Annotated in this window: 18 protein-coding genes; 12 read left to right on the plus strand and 6 right to left on the minus strand. The window is 64.3% G+C overall.

What is annotated here, in order from left to right; genetic code table 11:
- Position 1: 1 nt before the first annotated feature.
- From QCE83_RS18160 to QCE83_RS18185, 6 genes are all read right to left on the minus strand, one after another.
- Positions 2–1,843 carry an ABC transporter ATP-binding protein gene (locus QCE83_RS18160; protein WP_309813728.1) on the minus strand — a complete coding sequence of 614 codons (1,842 nt, stop codon included), beginning with the start codon at positions 1,841–1,843 and terminating at the stop codon, positions 2–4.
- On the minus strand, positions 1,840–2,736 hold the full coding sequence (locus tag QCE83_RS18165; RefSeq protein WP_309813731.1) for an ABC transporter permease: 897 nt from the start codon (positions 2,734–2,736) through the stop codon (positions 1,840–1,842). Before QCE83_RS18165 ends, QCE83_RS18160 begins: the two co-directional genes overlap by 4 nt.
- Positions 2,733–3,782, minus strand: coding sequence for an ABC transporter permease (locus QCE83_RS18170; protein ID WP_309813734.1), 1,050 nt, complete (start codon positions 3,780–3,782; stop codon positions 2,733–2,735). Before QCE83_RS18170 ends, QCE83_RS18165 begins: the two co-directional genes overlap by 4 nt.
- 5 nt (positions 3,783–3,787) lie before the next feature.
- Positions 3,788–5,035, minus strand: coding sequence for an SRPBCC family protein (locus QCE83_RS18175; protein ID WP_309813736.1), 1,248 nt, complete (start codon positions 5,033–5,035; stop codon positions 3,788–3,790).
- Positions 5,036–5,081: 46 nt separating this feature from the next.
- Positions 5,082–6,638 (minus strand): ABC transporter substrate-binding protein, encoded by a 1,557-nt coding sequence (locus QCE83_RS18180; protein ID WP_309813738.1) that lies wholly within the window; start codon positions 6,636–6,638, stop codon positions 5,082–5,084.
- 129 nt (positions 6,639–6,767) lie between these two features.
- The gene (locus QCE83_RS18185) at positions 6,768–7,883 is read right to left on the minus strand and encodes a porin (protein WP_309813740.1); all 1,116 of its coding nucleotides are present in this window, start codon (positions 7,881–7,883) and stop codon (positions 6,768–6,770) included.
- Between the two features lie 279 nt (positions 7,884–8,162).
- On the opposite strand from QCE83_RS18185, the gene QCE83_RS18190 reads away from it, so the two are divergent.
- From QCE83_RS18190 to QCE83_RS18245, 12 genes are all read left to right on the plus strand, one after another.
- Positions 8,163–8,888 carry an SDR family oxidoreductase gene (locus QCE83_RS18190; protein WP_309813743.1) on the plus strand — a complete coding sequence of 242 codons (726 nt, stop codon included), beginning with the start codon at positions 8,163–8,165 and terminating at the stop codon, positions 8,886–8,888.
- The gene (locus QCE83_RS18195) at positions 8,888–10,090 is read left to right on the plus strand and encodes a multidrug effflux MFS transporter (protein ID WP_309813747.1); all 1,203 of its coding nucleotides are present in this window, start codon (positions 8,888–8,890) and stop codon (positions 10,088–10,090) included. The genes QCE83_RS18190 and QCE83_RS18195 overlap by 1 nt, the downstream gene beginning before the upstream one ends.
- Positions 10,091–10,199: 109 nt before the next feature.
- A complete protein-coding gene (locus tag QCE83_RS18200) occupies positions 10,200–11,273 on the plus strand; it encodes a TauD/TfdA family dioxygenase (RefSeq protein ID WP_309813751.1) in 1,074 nt (357 codons plus the stop codon).
- A complete protein-coding gene (gene rbsK / locus QCE83_RS18205; RefSeq protein WP_309813753.1) occupies positions 11,273–12,220 on the plus strand; it encodes a ribokinase in 948 nt (315 codons plus the stop codon). Before QCE83_RS18200 ends, rbsK begins: the two co-directional genes overlap by 1 nt.
- Before the next feature lie 125 nt (positions 12,221–12,345).
- Complete coding sequence (locus QCE83_RS18210; RefSeq protein WP_309813756.1) at positions 12,346–13,692, plus strand: MFS transporter; 1,347 nt, start codon at positions 12,346–12,348, stop codon at positions 13,690–13,692.
- 27 nt (positions 13,693–13,719) lie between these two features.
- A complete protein-coding gene (locus QCE83_RS18215) occupies positions 13,720–14,322 on the plus strand; it encodes a carboxymuconolactone decarboxylase family protein (RefSeq protein ID WP_309813759.1) in 603 nt (200 codons plus the stop codon).
- Between the two features lie 416 nt (positions 14,323–14,738).
- The gene (locus QCE83_RS18220) at positions 14,739–15,830 is read left to right on the plus strand and encodes an ABC transporter ATP-binding protein (protein WP_309813761.1); all 1,092 of its coding nucleotides are present in this window, start codon (positions 14,739–14,741) and stop codon (positions 15,828–15,830) included.
- Entirely contained in the window at positions 15,817–16,941 is a 1,125-nt protein-coding gene (locus QCE83_RS18225; protein ID WP_309813765.1) for an ABC transporter ATP-binding protein, read from the plus strand. The genes QCE83_RS18220 and QCE83_RS18225 overlap by 14 nt, the downstream gene beginning before the upstream one ends.
- Positions 16,938–17,834, plus strand: a complete 897-nt coding sequence (locus tag QCE83_RS18230; protein WP_309813770.1) for a sugar ABC transporter permease — start codon at positions 16,938–16,940, stop codon at positions 17,832–17,834. Before QCE83_RS18225 ends, QCE83_RS18230 begins: the two co-directional genes overlap by 4 nt.
- Positions 17,824–18,636, plus strand: coding sequence for a carbohydrate ABC transporter permease (locus QCE83_RS18235; protein WP_309813773.1), 813 nt, complete (start codon positions 17,824–17,826; stop codon positions 18,634–18,636). Before QCE83_RS18230 ends, QCE83_RS18235 begins: the two co-directional genes overlap by 11 nt.
- Positions 18,636–18,917 (plus strand): DUF2160 domain-containing protein, encoded by a 282-nt coding sequence (locus tag QCE83_RS18240; protein ID WP_309813777.1) that lies wholly within the window; start codon positions 18,636–18,638, stop codon positions 18,915–18,917. Before QCE83_RS18235 ends, QCE83_RS18240 begins: the two co-directional genes overlap by 1 nt.
- 100 nt (positions 18,918–19,017) lie before the next feature.
- Complete coding sequence (locus QCE83_RS18245) at positions 19,018–20,757, plus strand: ABC transporter substrate-binding protein (RefSeq protein ID WP_309815474.1); 1,740 nt, start codon at positions 19,018–19,020, stop codon at positions 20,755–20,757.
- Positions 20,758–21,070: the final 313 nt, after the last annotated feature.

Consider the following 21,070-nt stretch of genomic DNA (forward strand, 5'->3'; position numbering starts at 1 on the left):
TCTATGCGGGAGTGTGAAGAGAGGCGGGCTGCCCGACGTGCGGCGCAGCGTCGATCAGGCTCTGGGTGTACGGGTGCCGTGGATGCGCGAGCACGTCTTCGGTCGGCCCCGCCTCGACGACCACGCCGCGCTGCATGACGATCACGCGCGAACACAGGTAGCGGACCACGGCGAGATCGTGCGAAATGAGCATGAGCGCGATCTTGTGCGACTCGCGCAGCGCGAGCAGCAGTTCCATGATCTGCGCCTGGACCGAGACATCGAGACCGGAGACGATTTCATCGGCGACCAGCAGACGCGGCACGTCGCACAACGCCCGCGCGATATTCACGCGCTGCCGTTGCCCGCCCGACAGTTGCGCCGGAAAGCGCTGCGCGTATTCGGGTGCGAGCCCCACTTCGCCCAGCAGATCGAGCGCACGGCGCGCGCGGTCCACATGCAGGTGCGGACGGCTTTCCATCGGCTGGGTGACGATGCCCGACAGACGCCGGCGCGGATTCAGCGCGGCGCGGGCGTCCTGGAAGATCATCTGAATGGCGTCGATCCGCTTGCGCCACATGTCGCGGCTCGCATCGAGCGGTGCGCCGTCGAGCAGGATCTCGCCCTGGCTCGGCGTTTCGAGCCCCATCACGAGACGGCCGAGCGTGCTCTTGCCGCTGCCGCTCTCCCCCACCACGCCGATGAATTCGCCCGGCGCCACCGTGAAATCGAGCGGCTGCAATGCGGCCACACCGCTGGCGCCGTAGCGCTTGGCGACGCCGCGCAGCACCAGGAACGGCGCGTCCGCCATGGCAACCGGCGCGCTGAACGCTGCGCGCGGCGCTGCGTCGGGCAAGGCGTCGGCGCGAATGCAGCGCACCGCGCGCTCATCGTCCTGACGCAGCACGACCGGCGCAGCCTCGCATGCGGCGGTCGAGTCGGAACAGCGCGCAGCGAAGCGGCACCCGCGCAAACCGCCCAGTTCCTCGAAGCCGGGCATGTGGCCGTCGAGCGGCGTCACGCGCACGCGCTCGCCCCTCAACACCGGATTCGCCCGCAGCAACGCACGCGTATAGGGATGACGCGGCGACGCCACCACGTCGCGCACCGGCCCGAACTCGACCAGATCGCCGGCATACAGGACAGCGACGTCATCGCACGCGTGCAGCGCGAGGCCGATATCGTGCGTGACGAACAGCACGCTGGTGCCGCGGCGCGTCTGCATCGCACGCATCAGTTCGACGACATGGCGCTGCGTGGTGACATCAAGCGCGGTGGTCGCTTCGTCGGAAATGACGAGATCCGGATTGCTGGCGAACGCCATCGCAACGCACACGCGCTGGCACATCCCGCCCGACAGTTCAAACGGATAGCGCGCGAGCAGCGTGGCGGGATCGGGCAGCAGCACTTCGGCGAGCGCGTCGATGGAACGCTGCCTGCGCTCCGGCTCCGCGACGCCGAGCCGCGCCAGATGCAAGGCCAGCTGCTTGCCGATGGAAAGCGTCGGGTCGAGCGCGCTCATCGGCTCCTGCGGAATGTAGGCGATGCGCCGGCCCAGCAGCGCGCGTTGCTGCGCGGCGCTCGCATGCAACAGGTCGATGCCCGCGAAACGCAGCGCGTCCGCGCGCAGTTCGAAGCCGCGCGGCAGGCTGCGCGCCAGCACGCGGCCCAGCATGCTCTTGCCCGCGCCCGATTCGCCGACCAGCCCGAGCGTGCGGCCGCGCCGCACGTTCAACGCGATGTCGCGCAGCAACGCGACGCCATCCCGTTCGACGTTGAGCGCGCCGAGCGTGAGCAGCGCGTCGCCCGAAGCATCGGTGGCGGCCGGCGCGGGACGTGCCGAAGTCCTGAAGAAGCCCATCATGCGCGCCGCTCCGAGCGTTCGAGAAGACGCGCATCGGTCGCGCGCCGCAAGCCTTCGCCGAGGAAAGTCGTCGCCAGCACCGAGAGCACCATGCACGCGATCGGCAGGATCAGGCCCCACGGCGAGGTGAAGACATTGGCGAGGCCGTCGGAAATCATGCTGCCCCAGCTCGGCTGGCTCGCGTCCGCGGTCAGCCCGACGAACGACAGGCTGCATTCCGCGACGATCGCAATGCCCACTTCCAGGCTCATCAGCGTGATGAGCGTGGGCAGGAGCGCGGGCACGACGTCCCGCACGATGGTCGCAACCGGTCCCGCTCCGGCAATGCGCGCCGCCGCCACGTAGTCACGCCGGCGGATCACGACGACCTCGGCGCGCAGCACGCGGCAAAAGCGCGTCCAGTCCACGAAGATCAGCGCGACGATCACGTTCGCCACGCTCGGCGACATTGCCACGACGAGCACCAGCGCGAGCACCACGGCGGGAAAGGACATCCACACTTCGACCACGCGCAGCACGAACCAGTCGGCCTTGCCGCCGCACCAGCCGGCCAGCAGCGCCAGCATGCCGCCGATCAGCGCCGTGCCCAGCGGCGCAATGAAGCCGACCAGCACCGCGATGCGCGCGCCGTAGAGCGCGAGACTGAAGACGTCGCGGCCCAGCGAATCCGTGCCGAACCAGTGTCCGGACGAAGGCGGCAGCAGGGTCGAGAGCAGGTCCTGATCGTCGGGCTTGAACGGTGCGATGGCGGGTGCAAACAGCGCGACGATCACCAGCATCAGCAGCACGCCGGCGCCGAACAGCACGCGCGGCTCCCGCACGATGCGCAGCAGCGCGGCACGCCCGGGCGACGGCTGGCGCGCGAACCGCCGCGAAGAGAGAGGTGTACTCATGCCAGCCTCAGACGCGGATTGAGCAGGACTTCGAGGGCATCGGCGGCGGCATTGGCGCACTGCACGACGACCGCATAGATGAGCGCGAGCGCTTCGATCACCGGCAGGTCGCGCGCGCCGATGGCGTTGATCATCAGCGTGCCGATGCCCGGCATGCCGAATACTTTCTCCACGAGCAGCGTGCCGCCGATCAACAGGCTCACCTGCATCGCCAGGATGTTCAGCGTCGGCAGGGCCGCGTTGCGCCAGCCGTGCTGCCACATGATCTGCGCTTCGGAGAGGCCGCGCAGACGCGCAGCGTGGATATAGTCTTCCGCGTAGGTATCGAGCAGACTGGAACGCAGGATGCGCATCAGCGGCGGCGCGATGCCCATGCCCAGCGCGACGCACGGCAGCACGAGATGCAGCAGCGCATTGCCGAACGCCGCGAACTGGCCGTCGATCAGCGTGTCGAGCAACAGGAAGCCCGTATGCCGCACGACGGTGTAGGCGTTGTCGATGGGACCGAGGAACGGCAGCCAGCGCAACGCAATGCCGAACAGCAGGACGAGCAGGATGCCCCACAGGAAATCGGGCACGGCCATGGCCAGTCCGTTGAGCATTTCGCAGAGGCGCTCGGCGAGCGTATCGCGCCGGCTGAACGCATACACCGCGCTGGCGACCCCCGCGAGCACGCCGAGCAGCAGACCGCCCGCGAGCAGTTGCAGCGTGGTCGGCAATGCACTGGCAATCAGCGCACCGGCCGGCTGCCCGTTCTGCAGCGAGTGGCCGAAGTCGCCATGCAGCATGGCCGCGAGCCAGCGCAGATACTGCACGGCGACCGGCTGGTCCAGCCCGAGCGCATGACGCACCTCGGCAATCTGCGCGACGCTCGCGTTCGGCGGCAGCAGCATCGCGGCCGGGTCCGAGCGCAACAGCCGCAGCGCGCCGAAGATCACGACCGACACCGCAAGCAGGATGACGAGGCGCCGTGCCAGGCGCATCGCCACCCTTGCGATGCGACGCTGCCCGGGCGTCGCCGCGCTCAGTTCGATGGGCGTACTCATCGGCGTCATCCGGCGACGACCACGTCGATGGCGGCCAGCCTGCCCTGCGCGCTTGCGGCGGCCTTGCGCATGCGCTGCCAGGTTGCCTGATAGCGCGGCACGAGCCACGCATTGAGCTCCTGCTGCGCGCGTTCCTGCCACGAATAACGCCCGCGCACCGCATAACGCGATTGCAGTCCCACCTGCACCATTTCATCCACATGCAGATCCTGCGCGATGATGTCCGACACCGCGCTCATGCTCATCTCCACGCGCTTGGCGAAGAGCGGGTCTTTCATGGTGCCCGGCGCATACAGCACGCCCTGGTCGAGGTAATGCGTGCCGGCGGAATCCGCGCGCAGGATCATGAAGATCACGCTGTCGACCGAGACGACCAGCGAGAGCGTCGGCGGCAGGTTGGCGAACAGCATGCGGTTGCGTTCCTCGTCGGTCAGCTTCGGGAACACCGGGAACAACGCCTTCTGCGTCGGATTGAACGCGGCGTCCGCATGCAGCGTGCCGTTGGTGCGGTAATAGCCCGCCGTATCCTCGGGCAGTTCCGCCGGAAAGCGCGCCAGCGCGCTCGGCACGAAATCGTGCAGCGGCCCGTGATGCAGCCGGTTGGCGTGGTAGCCGTCGTTGTTGTTCTCGAACATGACCTTCCAGTTCCACTGGAAATGGAACGGCTGCTCGGGGCGCGGACCTTCGGCGTTCTTCAGGTCGAAGTTCTCGAGCACGGCGTCGAGCGCGGTGAGACGCGGCGCGAGCGGCGGCGCGGCATGATCGAAGTTGATGAAGATGAAACCCTGCCAGCATTCCACCTGCATGGTCGGCAGACAGAAGTCCTTCTTGTCGAAGCCCTCGGTCTCTTCCATCGCGGGCGCGGCGATCAGTTCGCCATCGAGCGAATACGCCCAGTGGTGATACGGGCACAGCAGCGCGCGCGCATTGCCGAATCCTTCGGCCACGACCATGGCGCGATGCTGGCATACGGCGGACATCGCCTTGATCTCGCGCTTCGCATTGCGCGTGATGACGAGCGGCTCGCCGACGATCGAGGTCGTGAAGTAGTCGCCCGCCTGCCGGATCCAGTCCTCGCGGCCCACGCACAGCCATTCGTGGTTGAAGAGCGCTTCCTTCTCGAATTCGAAGAAATCCGCGTCCGTGTAGCACGCGGGCGGCAAGGTCTCGGCGCGGCTGACATGCAGTGTCGAGCGGTCGAGGTTGGCGAAGAAGGTATCGTCGAACTTGGGGTGCAGCGGCTTGTTGATCATTGCCATCTCTCGTGATGTCCTGGTCTGAGTACGGACGCTCGGGCGCTCATGCGCTCCAGTAATCGGGCAGCATCCAGCCGCTCAGGAACGGCGTGTACTGCACGCCCTTGCGATACGACGCCGTGGCAATGCCCTGCATCAGCGGCACGGCGTAGCCCTCGCCCACCGCCCAGCGGTGAAAGTCCTTGTAGCCGGCGATGCGCTTCGTTTCGTCGAGTTCGACGAGCAGCGGATCGAGCTTGGGCGTCACATCCGCGCTGCGCCACACGGAGAAGCCCGTCTTCGGATTCAGATACGAGCCCGCCGACAGTTCCGGGTCGCCGCTGCCGTTCTGCCACAGCCACAAGGTCGGCCCGGGCAGCGTGCCCGCGACCGCCTGCGCGAAGAATTGCGCGGTCTCGATGGGACTCAGCTCGGCTTCGATGCCGACCTTCTTCCACATCTGCTGGATGGCGCGCGCCAGGTCGTAGTCGCTCGGATACACGCCATTGGTGGCGAGGAATTTCACGCGCACCGGCTTGTCCGCCGAATAGCCGCTCTGCGCGAGCAGCGCCCTGGCCTGAGCCGGATCAAAGGCGAACTTGAAGTCGGGATCGAACGCCGGGGTGCCGGGCGCGGCCGGCGTGGACATCGGCGCGGGCACGTTGTTGAAGAACGCGCGCACCAGCGCCTGCTTGTCGATGGCGTGATGCATCGCCAGGCGCACGTTCTTGTCCTGCGTCGGGCCGCCGTTGACCATGTGGATCAGATAGGAATCGATGGTCGGCGTGATCTTGCTGTCGTGCGTGCCGCCCTGCGAGAGGCGCAGGGCTTCGCGCAGCGGCAGCATGCCGGAGACGTCAGCCTGCGATGCCTGCACGGCGGCGACGCGCGCGGTCGGATCCTTCACGACCTGGAACACGACATCGCGAATCTTCGGCGTGCCGCGCCAGTGCTTGTCGAAGGCGGTGAGCGTCATGCGCGAGTCGCGTTCATACGCGGTCAGCCTGTACGGACCCGAGCCCACCGGCTTCGCGATGAACCCCTGCGCGCCGACCTGTTCGAAGTACTTGCGCGGCAGGATGTAGCTGCCCATGTAGCCCAGGAAGGCGGGCGCGGTGATCATCGGCGCCTTGAAGTGCATGACGGCGCGCGTCGGCGACGGCGTTTCGATCGCTTCCAGCGCCCACCAGATGCCGCCCAGCTGCAACGACTTGTCTGCCTGCAAGCGGTCGAACAGCGTGAACTTGAAGTCGTCGGACGTGAGCTTGTCGCCGTTGTGGAACAGCACGTCGCTGCGAAAGTCCAGCTCCAGCACCTTGCCCGCATTGTCCTTCCAGCGCCACGCGCTCACCACGCCGGGACCGAGCTTGCCTTTCGCGTCGATGTCGAGCGCCGCGTCAAACACGCTGCGGTAGATGGAGATCGGATTCGGCGCGACGCGCACCAGCGGGTCCCACGAGGGCACGTCGGTCGGGAACGCGATCGTCAGCGGACCGTTCGCGGCGAATGCGCCTTCGCTGACCGCCAGTGCGCCGAGCGAGCCCAGCGCGCCCGTGCCGGGCGTTGCCAGCCCGGCCAGCGCGCCGCCCATCATCTGGATGAAATTTCTTCGATTAGTCATGGGGTTATCCGTTTTTATGCATCCCGTGCCCGGGGCACGGCATGACGTCAGATTAAGAGCGCAAAACCGCGCTGTCTTGTCGGCGCGCGCACGGCTTCCTGCCTTTCCGGCGCGCGCGGCCGCGAAACCTCAGAACGTGTGAATCATGGCGATGCGGGTCGTCACCTGCGTGTTCGAATTGGACGGCAGCGAGTAGAAGCCCGCGCCCTGGTTGGCATCGACGCCCGACTGCGCATGCAGGTAAGAGACGTTCGCGTAGAAGCTGGTGCGCTTGCTCAGGTAGTACTGCGCGCCGAGGGTCGGCTGATGCCAGTGCGTGTGATCCCACGTCGTGTATTGATAGCCGCCGAGCACGGCGATATCCGGTGCGATGAAATACATCGCGCCCGCTTCGTAGACGTTCATGGTGGCGCTGCCGGTGCTGCTCGACAGATGCGTCGACGTGAAATTCGCCGAGAGCGTCAGCTTGTCGCGCGTATAGCTCGCACCGATGCCGTACTCCGTCTGCTTCTCGACGAGGAAAGGCGTCGTATAGAACAGGTCGTTGACGCTGCCGTTCGCGTTGCGCGTGGCGACCGTCTGGCCCAGGAAATTGAACACGCCGAACTGCGCATAAGGATAGATGTCGACGTCGTGAATGCGTTCGTAGATGGCCGCCGTGCTGAAGCCGCCGTTCTTGTAGCTGACGCCCAGGCTATACGCGCTGTCCTGGCCGAAGTTGCCCGCGACGTTGCCGAAGCTCCACATGCCGCCGAAGCTGAAGCCGCCGAAGACCGGGCTTTGATACTTCACCGAATTCGGCAACTGCACGGCGGAAATGCGGTCGATGTCGCCCATGTGGCCGGCGTAGACGCTCGCATAGCCGTTGATGTTGAACGGGGTGATGTAGTCCGCGATGAAGTCGTACTGATTCCCCATCGTCAGCGTGCCGTATGGGCTCGACAGCCCGACGAATGCCTGCCGCCCGAACAGCGCGCCGTTGTTGCGCAACTGGCCCGTGCCCAGCGTAAAGCCGTTTTCCAGCTGGAAGATGGCCTTGAGGCCGCCGCCGAGATCCTCGCTGCCCTTCAAGCCGAAGCGGCTGCCGAAGTTGGCGCCGTCCTGGAACTCGAACAGATGCGAGCCGCCCACGTTGCTGATGTACGTGAGGCCTGCATCGATAAGACCGTACAGGGTGACCGAGCTCTGCGCATGCGCGCCACTCATTGCAACCAGCATGGCAGTGCCCGTCAGATATTTTTTCATTAGCGTGATCCTGGGTAGAGGGGAACGTATTCGTTCGTGTTGGAACCGTTGCCGCTGCGCCCCGCGTGCAGCGAAACTCGGTACGTTCAACGCTATCCAGGCAATTTCGGCAAATCTTGACCCTGCGCGCTCGACGAGTTGTTTAATACCTCGTCAAAAATCCTTCCGTTCCCGCGTCAAAATTCGCGCGCATTTCGACAAGCCTCCGGGCGCGCGCAGACAAGCATCGACGACGGTCGCGCCGTAAGCTCGCCGCGTCCGCTCAACGAAAGAGGAAATATGTCGAAAGGTCTCGTCATCATCACAGGCGCGAGTTCGGGCATCGGCGAGGCCACGGCGCGCCTGTTTGCGCGGCTCGGTTATCCGCTGCTGCTGCTCGCGCGCCGTCTGCCAAGACTCGAAGCGCTCGATCTGCCCGACACGCTGTGCCGCCAGGTCGATGTCTGCGATCGCGACGCGCTGCTCGCCGCCGTCAGGGAAGCGGAAGCGAAGTTCGGCCCCGCCGATGCGCTGATCAACAATGCCGGCGTCATGCTGCTGGGCGACATGCCCGCGCAGGCGCCCGAAGAATGGGACCGCATGATCGACGTCAACGTGAAGGGCGTGCTCAACGGCATTCACGCGGTGCTCGCCGGCATGGTCGAGCGACGGCACGGCACCATCATCAACGTGAGTTCAACGTCGGGGCGCAAGACCTATCCGCAGCACGTCGCCTACGTGGGAACCAAGCACGCCGTGCATGCGCTCTCGGAGAACCTGCGCGAAGAGGTGTCGCCGCATAACGTGCGTGTCGTGCTGATCGCACCGGGCGCATGCAATACCGAGTTGCAGACCATCACCACCAACAATTCCATCAAGGAAGGCTTTGCGGCGTGGAAAGATTCGATCGGCGGCGTGATCCTGCAACCGCAGGAAGTGGCGGACGCGATCCGCTTCGCGTATGAGATGCCGCAAAACGTTTGCATCCGCGAAATCATGCTGGCATCGACCAATCAGCCCGTCTGATGCGTCCGCTCACGCTGCTGCTTGCCGCGCTGTCGATGCTCGGCCCCTTCGCCACCGACAGCTATCTGCCCGCGCTGCCCGGCGTCGGACGGCAGTTCGGCGTGAGCGCCGAAGTGGCGCAGACGACCTTGTCGGTCTACCTGTTCTGCTATGCCGTGATGACGCTGTTCTACGGCATGCTGTCCGACTCCTTCGGACGCCGCCGCGTGCTGCTCGCGGCGCTCGCGCTGTTCGCGGCGGCGTCCGTCGGCGCGACCTTCGCGCCCGACTTCGGCACGCTGCTGGCCTTTCGCGGCGTGCAGGGCTTGTCGGCGGGTGCGGGCATGGTGATCGGCCAGGCCATCGTGCGCGACACGCTCGAAGGCCCGGCCATCCAGCGCACGCTCGCCCATATCATGATGGTGTTCGCGCTGGCGCCCGCCATCGCGCCAGTGCTGGGCGGGCAGTTGAACACGCTGCTCGGCTGGCGTTCGATCTTCGGGCTGCTGGCGCTGTTCGCCATCGGCTTGCTGGCCGTGTGTCTGCGCTGGCTTCCGGAAACCCTGCCGCCTGCGTCGAGGCACGCGTTCCGGCTGAAGCTCATCGTGCGTCATTACGCCGATGCCCTGCGTCACCGGCGCTTCGTTCTCGGCGTGCTCGCCAATGGCTGTGCGTTCGGCGGCTTCGCGCTGTATATCTCCTGCGCGGCCAATTTCGTCATGCATGTCCTGCATCAGCCCGATACCGCGTTCGGCTGGCTGTTCGTGCCGCTGATTGCGGGGGTCATCGCGGGATCGGCGTTGAGCGCCCGGTTCGCCGGCCGCCATGGCAATCGCGTGACGGTGCGCGCGGGCCTGGGCGTGACCGCCTGCGCGGCCGCGCTCAACCTCGTCTACAACGCGTGGTGCGTGGCGGCGCTGCCGTGGGCGGTGCTGCCGCTTGCGCTGTATGCATTCGGCATGGCGCTCGCCATGCCCGCGATGTCCGCCGTGACGCAAGCGTGGTTGCCCTCGATGCGCGGCATGGCCGCATCGTTGCAGAACTTCGTGCAGATGTTCATCTTCGCGCTGATTTCCGGCATCGCGCCGCCCTTCGTCTTCGATGACCCGCAACGCATGGCGCAAGGACTCGCGCTCGCGGTGGCCTGCGGCATTGCCTGCTGGATTGCCGGCAGCGCGCGCGAGGATGAGGCGCTGAACCCGGCGCCGTCCGTCGAACGATAAGGCGTCAAGACGCCATACGCACGCGGTCAAGAAGGCCCGCATGAATTTGGCCATGATACGTTCGTGATCGACGATCACGCTTCTCAGTGACCACTCCCACAAGACCATCATGACGACTTCCGTAGCGCTGTCTCCTGTCACCGGCGCCGCAGCATGGCGCGGCGACCGGCTCCTTGACAAGAACGACTGGATCTATCACCTGAACGAGGAACAGATCGGCGAACTGGAAGCGCTGGGCCGGCGCTTCGTCGAGGACGATCCGGACCTGCGCTTCGTCAAGGCGGCGGATTATCCGTTGACGGCATGCGCGGGGGCTGTCGAGGAATGGTGCCGGGATATCGACGAAGGCACGGGCTTCGTGCTCGCACGCGGACTGCGCACGCATTTGTACTCGGATGCGATGTCGGCCGCGATCTACTACATTCTCGGCCTGCACATGGGCGATCCGATCCGCCAGAACGAACTCGGCGATCTGCTGGATCACGTCTACGCCACGTCCGACAAGTCGCTCGACGACCCCGACGCGCTCTCGGCCAAGATCCGCGACCTGCTGCCCTTCCACTCCGACAGCTCCGATGTGGTCGCGCTGATGTGCCTGCGTCCGGCGCTCGAAGGCGGCGCGTCGATCATCGTGTCGGGCGCGGAGATCTACAACGAGATTCTGAGGCGCCGTCCGGACCTGGCGCCGCTGCTGCTCGAACCGTTCCACTGGGACTGGCGTCGTCAGGATCACAACGCGCCGGCGAATACATATGTGTCGCCCATCGTCAGTTTCGTCGACGGCACCTTCAGCATGTATGCGGGATCGCTGTATATCCTGACCGCGCAGGACTATCCGGAAGTGCCGCGTCTCACGCCCGAACAGCGGGAAGTGCTCGACCTGTTCGAACAGATCACGCACGAACCGGGCATGTCGCTGCCGATGGACTTCCGCCCCGGCGATATCCAGTGGCTGTCCAATTACGCCGCCCTGCATTCGCGCACGCGCTTCAGGGACTTTCCGGAACCGCAGCGCCGCCGTCATCTGCTGCGTCTGTGGCTGCGCCGCAATTCGCCGCGTTCGATGATTCCCGGCTTCGGCAAGAACGGCGTCGTGCAGCAGCGCTACGAAGCGCGCGATCAGGAAAGCGGCGACACGCGCGGCAACTTCCGCATCGGCGTGGCAGCGGTGCCGCGCGTCTGATGCACGCGAAGACCAACGTGACCGCAGCGGGCCAGCCGGGACGCGTGCTCGTGATCGGCAGCATCAACACGGATTTCGTCGCGCGGACGCGGCGTCTGCCGCAGGCGGGCGAGACCGTGTTGTCGCATGCATTCGAAACGGTGCCCGGCGGCAAGGGCGCCAATCAGGCGATCGCGGCGGCGCGCATGGGCGCGCGCGTGGCGATGATCGGCTGCGCCGGGCGCGACGCGTTCGGTGCGCAGCGTGTCAGGGAACTGGCGGCGGAAGGCATCGATTGCGCGGGGATCGAGGTGTCGGAGACGCATCCGACCGGCATCGCGATGATCACCGTGTCGGAGGCGGGCGAGAACAGCATCGTGGTGGCGTCCGGCAGCAACGCGGCGCTGTCGCCTGCCAGCGTGCTCGCGCAGACCGACCGCTTCCGTGCCTGCGATGTCGTCGTGTGCCAGCTCGAAACGCCGCCCGACACGGTCCATGCGGCACTGGCGACGGCGCGGCGGCTCGGCAAGATCACCGTGCTCAACCCGGGACCCGCGACGCAGCCACTGCCCCTGCACTGGATGCCGCTCATCGATTACCTGGTGCCGAACGAGAGCGAAGCGTCGATTCTGGCCGACGGCTTGCCGAACGCCGAGGACGCCGCGCTGGCGCTGCATCGGGCGGGCGCGCGGCATGTCATCGTGACGCTGGGTGCGCGCGGGGTCTATGTGATCGGGGATGCCGTCGAGGGCGCGCATCATCCGGCACTGCCGGTGCGCGCCGTGGATACGACCGCTGCGGGGGACACCTTCGTCGGCGTGCTTGCCGCGCAACTGGCGGCAGGTTGCACGCTCGACGCCGCGATGGCGCACGCTCAGATCGCCGCGAGCGTGTGCGTTCAACATCATGGCGCACAACCCTCGATCCCGCGACGCGACGCCTTGCCGATCTCCGCTTCAGTGAGGTAGCGGCTTGCGGTGCAGCGCGAGCCTTCGCGCTCCCGCGTCTATGCAAAGCACAAACGATTGGTTCGCAGCGCGCCTGATCGATGCTCCAATCTCGCCTTTGCGTTCAAGTCCGTCACCACTGAATCATGTCATCCCCGCACGTTTCAACGACCGCGCGCGCCGGTACCGCGCGCGTCGCTTTTGCCGCCTTCATCGGTACCACCATCGAGTGGTACGACTTCTACATCTACAGCACGGCGTCCGCGCTGATCTTCAGCCACACGTTCTTTCCCCCTGCCACCAACCCGCTTGCCGGCATTCTCGGTTCCTTCGCCGCCTATGGCGTGGGCTTCTTCGCGCGGCCGCTGGGCGCCGTGTTCGCCGGTCATTTCGGCGATCGCATCGGCCGCAAGCGCGTGCTGGTGCTCTCGCTCGTGTTGATGGGCGTCGCCACGGTGCTGACCGGTCTGCTGCCGACCTACGCGAGCGCCGGTCTGCTCGCGACCGCCTTGCTGGTCATCTTGCGCCTGCTGCAAGGCGTCGCGACCGGCGCCGAATGGGGCGGTGCGTCGCTGCTGTCGGTCGAGCACGCGGCGCCGCGCCGGCGCGGGCTGCTCGGCTCGTTCACGCAGGTCGGATCGGCGACGGGCATGCTGCTCGCGTCCGGGACCTTTCTCGCGGTGCGCTCGACGCTCTCCGTCGAAGCGTTCAACGACTGGGGTTGGCGCATCCCCTTCCTGTTCAGCGTCGTGCTGGTGGCGGTCGGCGCGTTCGTTCGATCGCGCATCGACGAACCCGCGCCTTTCGTTGCCCTGCAGAACGAAGGCCGCATTCGCCGCGCACCGGTTGCCGACGTGCTGCGTTACCACCGGCGCGCGTTGCTCGTCACGATAGGCTTGCGTCTGCTGCAACCGGCCATGTATGCGATCGTCACGACCTATGCCATCAGCTATCTGAATCTCAAGCGCGGCGGCGCGTCATATGCGCTGACTGCGGTGATCGTCGGATCGGCGTTCGCAGTGATCGCGACGCCGCTGTGGGCCGCGCTCACGGATCGCATCGGGCGGCGCGGTCCGGCCATCTGGGCCGTGGTGGGCACCAGCCTGCTGGTCTGGCCGTTCTTCTGGTTTCTCGATCATGGCGATCTGCGTTACCTGCCGCTCGTCTTCGCGATCGAACTCGCCGTCTTCGATGCCGCCATCTACGCGCCCGGCGCTGCATGGTTCGCCGAGCAGTTTCCGGTGGAAGTGCGCTATAGCGGCATCTCGCTGGGGTATCAGATCGGCACGTTGCTCTCCGGCGGCCTCACGCCGTTCGTCGCTGCCGCATTGCTGGCCGTGGGCGGCAACACGCCCTGGCTGATCTGTGCTTATATCAGTGCGCTCGGCTTGCTGAGTCTCATCGCGGTGCTGGCCGCCGTCGATCCGGCCGCACGCGGCGCACTGCGCGCTCCAAAGCCGCCTGTCGATCCTGCTGTCGCCAGTCCGGGCTGAGCGCCGTCATTACACGAAAGGAAAGTCATGAGTCACGCACGCTCTCATACGGAAGAAGCACGCATCCTGGCCCGGCTCGAACGCGAACATGTCGCGCCGAAGGCGTTTCGCGCGCTGTCGGCGCCGGTCTGGAAGGCCGGCGCGCTGAGCGAGAAGGACAAGCATCTGGTGGCGGTCGCGATCGCGCAGATCACGCGCTGTGCGTTCTGCATCGAGCATCACGCCGAGCTGGCTCGTCACGGCGGCGCCAGCGCGGCTGAAGCGGTGGCGATCAGCTATCTGAGCGCCGCGCTTGCATCGCTGGGTGATGCAGTCGTGTCCGTTGATGCAGGCACGCTCGTGGTACAGGACGATGACGCGGTCGCGGGTTCAGGCATCGCCGAAGCGAGACGACGGTTCGTGCAACAGGTGTTCGAGACGGATGCGCTGACGCCGGCCTTGGTGTGGGTCACGGCGGCCGCAGCCGCGTACACACAATCGAATGACGCGCGCCGACGGGTCTTTCACGCACAGGCGCTCGAAGCCGGCGCGCCACGCGAGGCGCTTGATGAAGCGTATGCGATTGCCGTGGTGCTGCGCGCGGGTGCTGTCTATGCGCACGTGCTGCATGTGGCGGATGCGTTTGCCTGACGCGGTTGAAGCCCCGGCAATAGCAAGCAGTCACGATGCAGCGTTTGTCCCGTCGACAGGTCAGAGCGATTCCCGCCATGCTCGATAGCGGCGACAGCAAGGCTTCGGCGTTCATCACGCAGGCGCCCTGCCGCGCGTCCGCCGCTGGCTGCCAATACAGCAGCAGCGAGAGGCGATCCGCCTCATCCACCCGCTCCTCAGACTTGAAACGAGAAGCGCGCCGCCTCTCCCCCAGACGCCCAAAATCAGTCTCGCGCCGACCGCTAAAACCTGTCGTAAGGTTTACCCCAATTTAAACGCAAACCAACAAAAGGGACATTTTGGCTGCTGCACGTAATCCATGTGAAACCCAATTGACGCCACCTTGAAGCGCCGCCTCCGCAACTGGCGTCGCGCACGCCGCAAAGGAGAGCGATTTGGTCCTGGAACTGGAGCGGGTCAGTGTCGTTTCCGGCGGGCAACCGCATTTGCACGGCGTGGATTTGCGCCTCGTCCCGGGCGCTGTGAACGTGCTGCTCGGCCCTACGCAGGCCGGCAAAACCACGCTATTGCGCGTGATGGCGGGCCTGGACAGGCCGACTGATGGCCGCGTGCTCGTCGACGGCCAGAACGTGACGGGCGTCAGCGTGCGCCAGCGCAATCTCGCGATGGTCTATCAGCAGTTCATCAACTACCCGGCGATGACGGTCTTCGAGAACATCGCCTCGCCTCTGCGTCTGCAAAAGACCAACCCTGCTGAAATCCGCCGGCGCGTGCGGGAAGTCGCAGCCAAACTGCATATCGATCATTTGCTGGAGCGGCGGCCGGGCGAACTGTCAGGCGGCCAGCAACAGCGCTGCGCGCTCGCGCGTGCGCTCGTCAAGCGTGCGTCGCTGGTCCTGCTCGACGAGCCGCTCGTCAATCTCGACTACAAACTGCGCGAAGAATTGCGCATGGAACTGGCCACGTTCTTCGCTGACGACGCCACCACCGTCGTCTACGCGACCACCGAACCTCTCGAAGCATTACTGCTGGGCGGCCATACGGCGGTTATCGATAAAGGCCGGGTGCTTCAGTTCGGCCCTACGCTCGATGTCTATCACGCACCGGTCAACGTCGCGGCCGCCGCCGTGTTCAACGACCCGCCGATGAACATGCTGACCAGCGACTGCGGCAACGGCCGCGCGCGTCTGCCGATCGGTGTGGAGGTTCCGGTCGGACACGGTCCCGCTCTGAGCGGCACGTGCCGCATCGGCATCCGGCCGGCGCATCTGCGTCTTCAGGCGAAGGCCTCTCAAGCGATTGCGGTTCCGTGCCGGCTCGAACTCGCTGAACTGAGCGGCTCCGAAACCTACCTGCACGTGCGCACACTGACCGGCGCGGTCAACCTGGTTGCGCAGTTGCAGGGCGTGCATCAGATCGAGCTCGGCACGCAGCTCGACGTTTTCATCGACCCCCGAGAACTGTTTGTGTTCGGCGCAGAGACCCAGCTGGTGTCCCGCCCGGAGGCAGCCCATGGCGCGCATTGAATTTGGCAATCTCGCCCACGCGTACAGACCGAACCCCGCGACGGCCGACGACTACGCGCTGCAACCCATGAGCATGGTCTGGGACGATGGCGGCGCATATGCGTTGCTTGGTCCATCGGGTTGCGGCAAGACCACGCTGCTGAACATCGTTTCAGGGCTCGTCAAGCCGTCGGAGGGCAAGGTGCTGTTCGACGGGCGAGACGTGACGGCGCTCAGCGCGCGTCAGCGCAACATCGCCCAGGTGTTCCAGTTTCCGGTGGTCTACGACACGATGACCGTATTCGATAACCTCGCGTTTCCACTTCGCAATCGCAAGTTGTCAGGCGCAGAGGTGACGAAGCGGGTTCATGAGGTCGCGGATATCCTCGACGTGACGCGCGAATTGCCGCTCAAGGCGAGCAATCTGGCCGCCGACGCCAAGCAGAAGATCTCGCTGGGGCGCGGCCTCGTGCGCAAGGACGTCGCGGCAATCCTCTTCGACGAACCCTTGACCGTGATCGACCCCGCGATGAAGTGGATGCTGCGTCGCCAATTGAAGAAAATCCACCAGCAACTCAAGCTCACGCTGATCTACGTGACGCACGATCAGGTAGAAGCGCTCACTTTCGCCGATGAAGTCGTGGTCATGACCAATGGCCGCGTCGTTCAGAAAGGGGGAGCCGATGCGCTGTTTCTGCGGCCGGATCACGCTTTTGTCGGCTACTTCATCGGCAGTCCGGGCATGAACCTGTGTCCGATCGAGCTCGACGCCGATGGCGCGACCATCGGCTCGCAACGCTTGCCGCTCGACCCCGGCACCCTTGCGACGCTACGGAACGCGCAACAACAGGCAAACGGCGCGCTCAAGCTGGGGATTCGCCCGGAATTCGTCCGTCTCTCGCAGGAAGGGGGAACGGGCGCGGTGCACGCGCGCGTGCTGCACGCGCAGCAGCTCGGCAACTATCAACTGGTCACCGCGCAATGCGACGGCCATGTTTTCATTGCGAGGATCGAACCGCATGTGCGGGTTGTCGACGGACCGGTCTGGCTGCATCTCGTTGCGCCTGAAACCGTGTACTTCTGCAACGACGAGAGAATCGAAACCCGCAACGTCGAACGGGCCGCGCGATGAACAAGCCCGTCAATCAGAAAGCATGGTTGCTGGTTATTCCAGTTTTCATTTGCGTCGCGTTCTCCGCGATCCTGCCGCTGATGACGGTGGTGAACTATTCGGTGCAGGACATCATCGGACCGACGCAGCATGTGTTCGTGGGTACGGAATGGTTTCGCAACATCATGACGGATCCGGACTTGCGCGAAGCGCTCGGCAGACAGGTCATCTTCTCCGCGTGCGTCCTGCTGTTCGAGATTCCGTTGGGCGTGGGCCTCGCACTCTCGATGCCGGCTTCGGGATGGCGTGCATCGGCCGCACTCATCGTGCTTGCCATGCCCTTGCTGATTCCGTGGAACGTGGTGGGTACGATCTGGCAGATCTTCGGGCGCCCGGATATCGGACTGCTTGGCTACTGGCTCAATCGTCTTGGCTTCGACTACAACTACACGGCGAGCCCCACGGCCGCATGGGTCACCGTGCTGGTGATGGACATCTGGCACTGGACCCCGCTCGTCGCGTTGTTGTGCTATGCGGGCTTGCGCGCGATTCCGGACGCTTTCTATCAGGCCGCGGAGATAGACGGCGCAAGCCGCTTTGCGGTATTCCGCTACATTGAATTGCCGAAGATGCGCGGCGTGCTGATGATTGCCGTGCTGCTGCGCTTCATGGACAGCTTCATGATCTACACGGAGCCGTTCGTGCTGACAGGCGGCGGCCCCGGTGATTCCACGACATTCCTTAGTCAGTACCTGACGCAGAAAGCGGTGGGCCAGTTCGATCTCGGCCCGGCTGCGGCCTTCTCGCTGATCTATTTCCTGATCATTCTGCTGCTGTGCTTCATTCTCTACAACTGGATGAGCCGCGTAGGCAAAGGCGGACCCGCTGCACAAGGAGACGACCATGCAGGATAAGCGCCGCTGGATGCGGACGTTGATGCTCGTCGCCTATATGCTGTTCGCGCTCATTCCGCTTTACTGGATGTTGTCGATCTCGCTGCGAACCAACGAGGAAACCATGTCGACATTCGCCACGTTGCCCCAGCACGTGACGTTCGATAACTATAAGGTGATCTTCAAGGATCCTTCGTGGTACTGGGGCTATATCAATTCGATCATTTACGTGCTGATGAACACGGTGATGTCGGTGCTGGTCGCGCTGCCTGCCGCCTACGCGTTCTCACGCTATCGCTTTCTCGGTGACAAACACATGTTCTTCTGGCTGCTCACCAACCGCATGACGCCGCCTGCCGTATTCTTGCTGCCGTTTTTCCAGCTCTATTCGAGCGTCGGCCTGACCGATACCTACATTGCCGTCGCACTTGCGCACATGCTGTTCAACGTACCCCTTGCCGTGTGGATTCTCGAAGGCTTCATGTCGGGCGTCTCGCGAGAAATAGACGAAACCGCGTACATAGATGGTTATACCTTCCCCGCTTTCTTCGTGAAGATCTTTCTGCCGCTCATCAAGTCGGGCGTCGGCGTTACGGCTTTTTTCTGCTTCATGTTCAGCTGGGTCGAATTGCTGCTGGCGCGCACGCTGACTTCGGTCAATGCGAAACCTATCGCTGCCGTGATGACGCGGACCGTGTCGGCGGCCGGCATGGACTGGGGCGTGCTGTCGGCGGCGGGCGTGCTGACGATCGTTCCCGGTGCGCTGGTGATCTATTTCGTGCGCAACTACATCGCGAAGGGCTTTGCGATGGGGAGAGTGTGATGTTCACCTGGATGTACTGGACGCCCGAGGTGGCGATTTTCTTTGGGTGCATCGTCGTCATGCTGGGCGGCATGACGGTATGGGAACTGCGCTCGCCCACTCATGAACGCAAGGGCTTTCTGCCTATCGCGACAACCCGTGGTGACCGACTGTTCGTCGGCCTGTTGATGGCCGCGTATGTCAATCTCGCGTGGCTTGGAATCAGCGCCGAGGGCTCGAGTGCGTGGCCGGGCTTCACGGCCTCGGTACTGGTGTTGCTCGCGATCATGTGGAAGGGCTAGCACGCGGACGCATGCAATGAAGACTGGCAAGCCGGTTCCGCTGATGCCCCCGGCGGGCGCTGACACGGTCGAAGGGGCACCGAAGACACAGGAGAAGACCATGCATCAGAGGAGACGGATCGTCGCGCTGGCATCGGCAAGCATCGTGTCAGGCGCCTTCGCGAACCAGGCTCTGGCGGGCACGCCCGAGGCACAGAAATGGGTGGACAGCGAGTTTCAACCCAGCACGCTTTCGAAACAGCAGCAGATGGACGAGATGAAATGGTTCATCGACACCGCGGCGAAACTCAAATCGCAGGGCGTCAAGGAGGTTCATGTCGTGTCTGAGACCATCGACACGCATACCTACGAATCCAAGACGCTTGCCGCAGCGTTCAGTGAAATAACCGGCATCCAGGTGAAGCACGACATCATTCAGGAAGGCGACGTCGTCGAAAAATTGCAGACCTCGATGCAATCCGGGCAAAGCATTTACGACGGCTGGATTTCGGACTCGGACCTGATCGGCACACACTATCGCTATGGCGTGATCGTGCCGCTCTCCGATTACATGGCGGGCGAAGGTAAGGAATATACCAACCCAGGTCTTGATCTGAAGGACTTTATCGGCATCAGTTTTACGACTGCGCCTGACAAGAAGCTCTATCAGCTTCCCGACCAGCAGTTCGCGAATCTTTACTGGTTCCGCGCGGACTGGTTTGCACGCAAGGATTTCCAGGACAAGTTCAAGGCGAAATACGGCTACGATCTGGGCGTGCCGGTCAACTGGTCCGCGTATGAGGACATCGCCGAATTCTTTACGAACGATGTGAAAAACATCGACGGCGAGAAGGTTTACGGTCATATGGATTACGGCAAGAAAGATCCGTCGCTCGGCTGGCGCTTCACGGACGCCTGGCTTTCCATGGCGGGCGAAGCCGACAAGGGGATCCCGAACGGAATGCCCGTCGACGAATGGGGCATTCGCGTGACGCCTGATGGCTGTCATCCGGTGGGCGCGTCGGTGTCGCGTGGCGGCGGCACCAATAGTCCGGCGGCCGTCTACGCGACGACCAAGTACATCGACTGGCTCAAGAAATATGCGCCGCCAGAAGCGTCAGGCATGACCTTCAGCGAAGCTGGTCCCGTGCCTGCGCAAGGACGGATCGCGCAGCAGGTGTTCTGGTACACGGCGTTCACGGCGTCGATGCTCAAGCCCGGCAACGTAACGAATCCGGACGGTACACCGAAGTGGCGCATGGCGCCGTCTCCGCATGGAGCTTACTGGAAGGACGGCATGCAGAACGGTTATCAGGACGTTGGCTCGTGGACGTTCTTCAAGTCGACGCCGCCGAATCAGCGGGCCGCCGCGTGGCTGTATGCGCAGTTCGTGACGTCGAAGAGCGTGTCGCTCAAGAAGTCGATCGTGGGTCTCACGTTCATTCGCGACTCCGATATTCATAGCGACTACTTTACGAAGAACGCGGACAAGTATGGCGGGCTGATCGAGTTTTATCGCAGCCCGGCGCGCGTCGCGTGGACACCGACTGGGAACAACGTGCCTGACTATCCGAAGATGGCGCAACTGTGGTGGAAGAATGTGGGCACTGCTGTCGCGGGCGAGAAGACGCCGCAGGCTGCGATGGACAATCTCGCGAAAGAGATGGATCAGGTGTTGGCGCGGTTGCAGCGGGCCGGGATGAAGGTTTGTGCGCCGGAGCTCAATGCGCAGAGCGATCCGTCGAAGTGGCTGTCCGATCAGCACGCGCCCTGGAAGCGGCTCGCTAATGAGAAACCTAAGGGGGAGACGGTGAAGTATGAGCAGTTGTTGTCGGCCTGGAAGGCGGGGAAGGTGCGGTAGGAGGTTTGATGGCGGTTTGTGGAAGGGGCGGCGCTGGATGGCGCCGCTTTTTTTTTGTGGGTGGGACGGTCTTGGCGAATCGAGTCGTCCGCAGCCTCGGGAGCGCTACGGGGAAGTTCAGCTCTTGATCCAACTCCGCCTCCCAATCTAATGCATGCTCAGCGTCTGGCATGGCGCCGCATTGCGTGCAATCCGACCCCTCACTCAATTCGACCGCCCCGTGACATGCGGCAACTCCCTCGCCGCCTTTGTGATGTCCATATTCCAATTAATTATTTGTAATTCGCATTATTGACGAGCCAGAATGTGAAAA

The organism is Caballeronia sp. LZ034LL (assembly GCF_031451215.1).
Classification (GTDB): domain Bacteria; phylum Pseudomonadota; class Gammaproteobacteria; order Burkholderiales; family Burkholderiaceae; genus Caballeronia.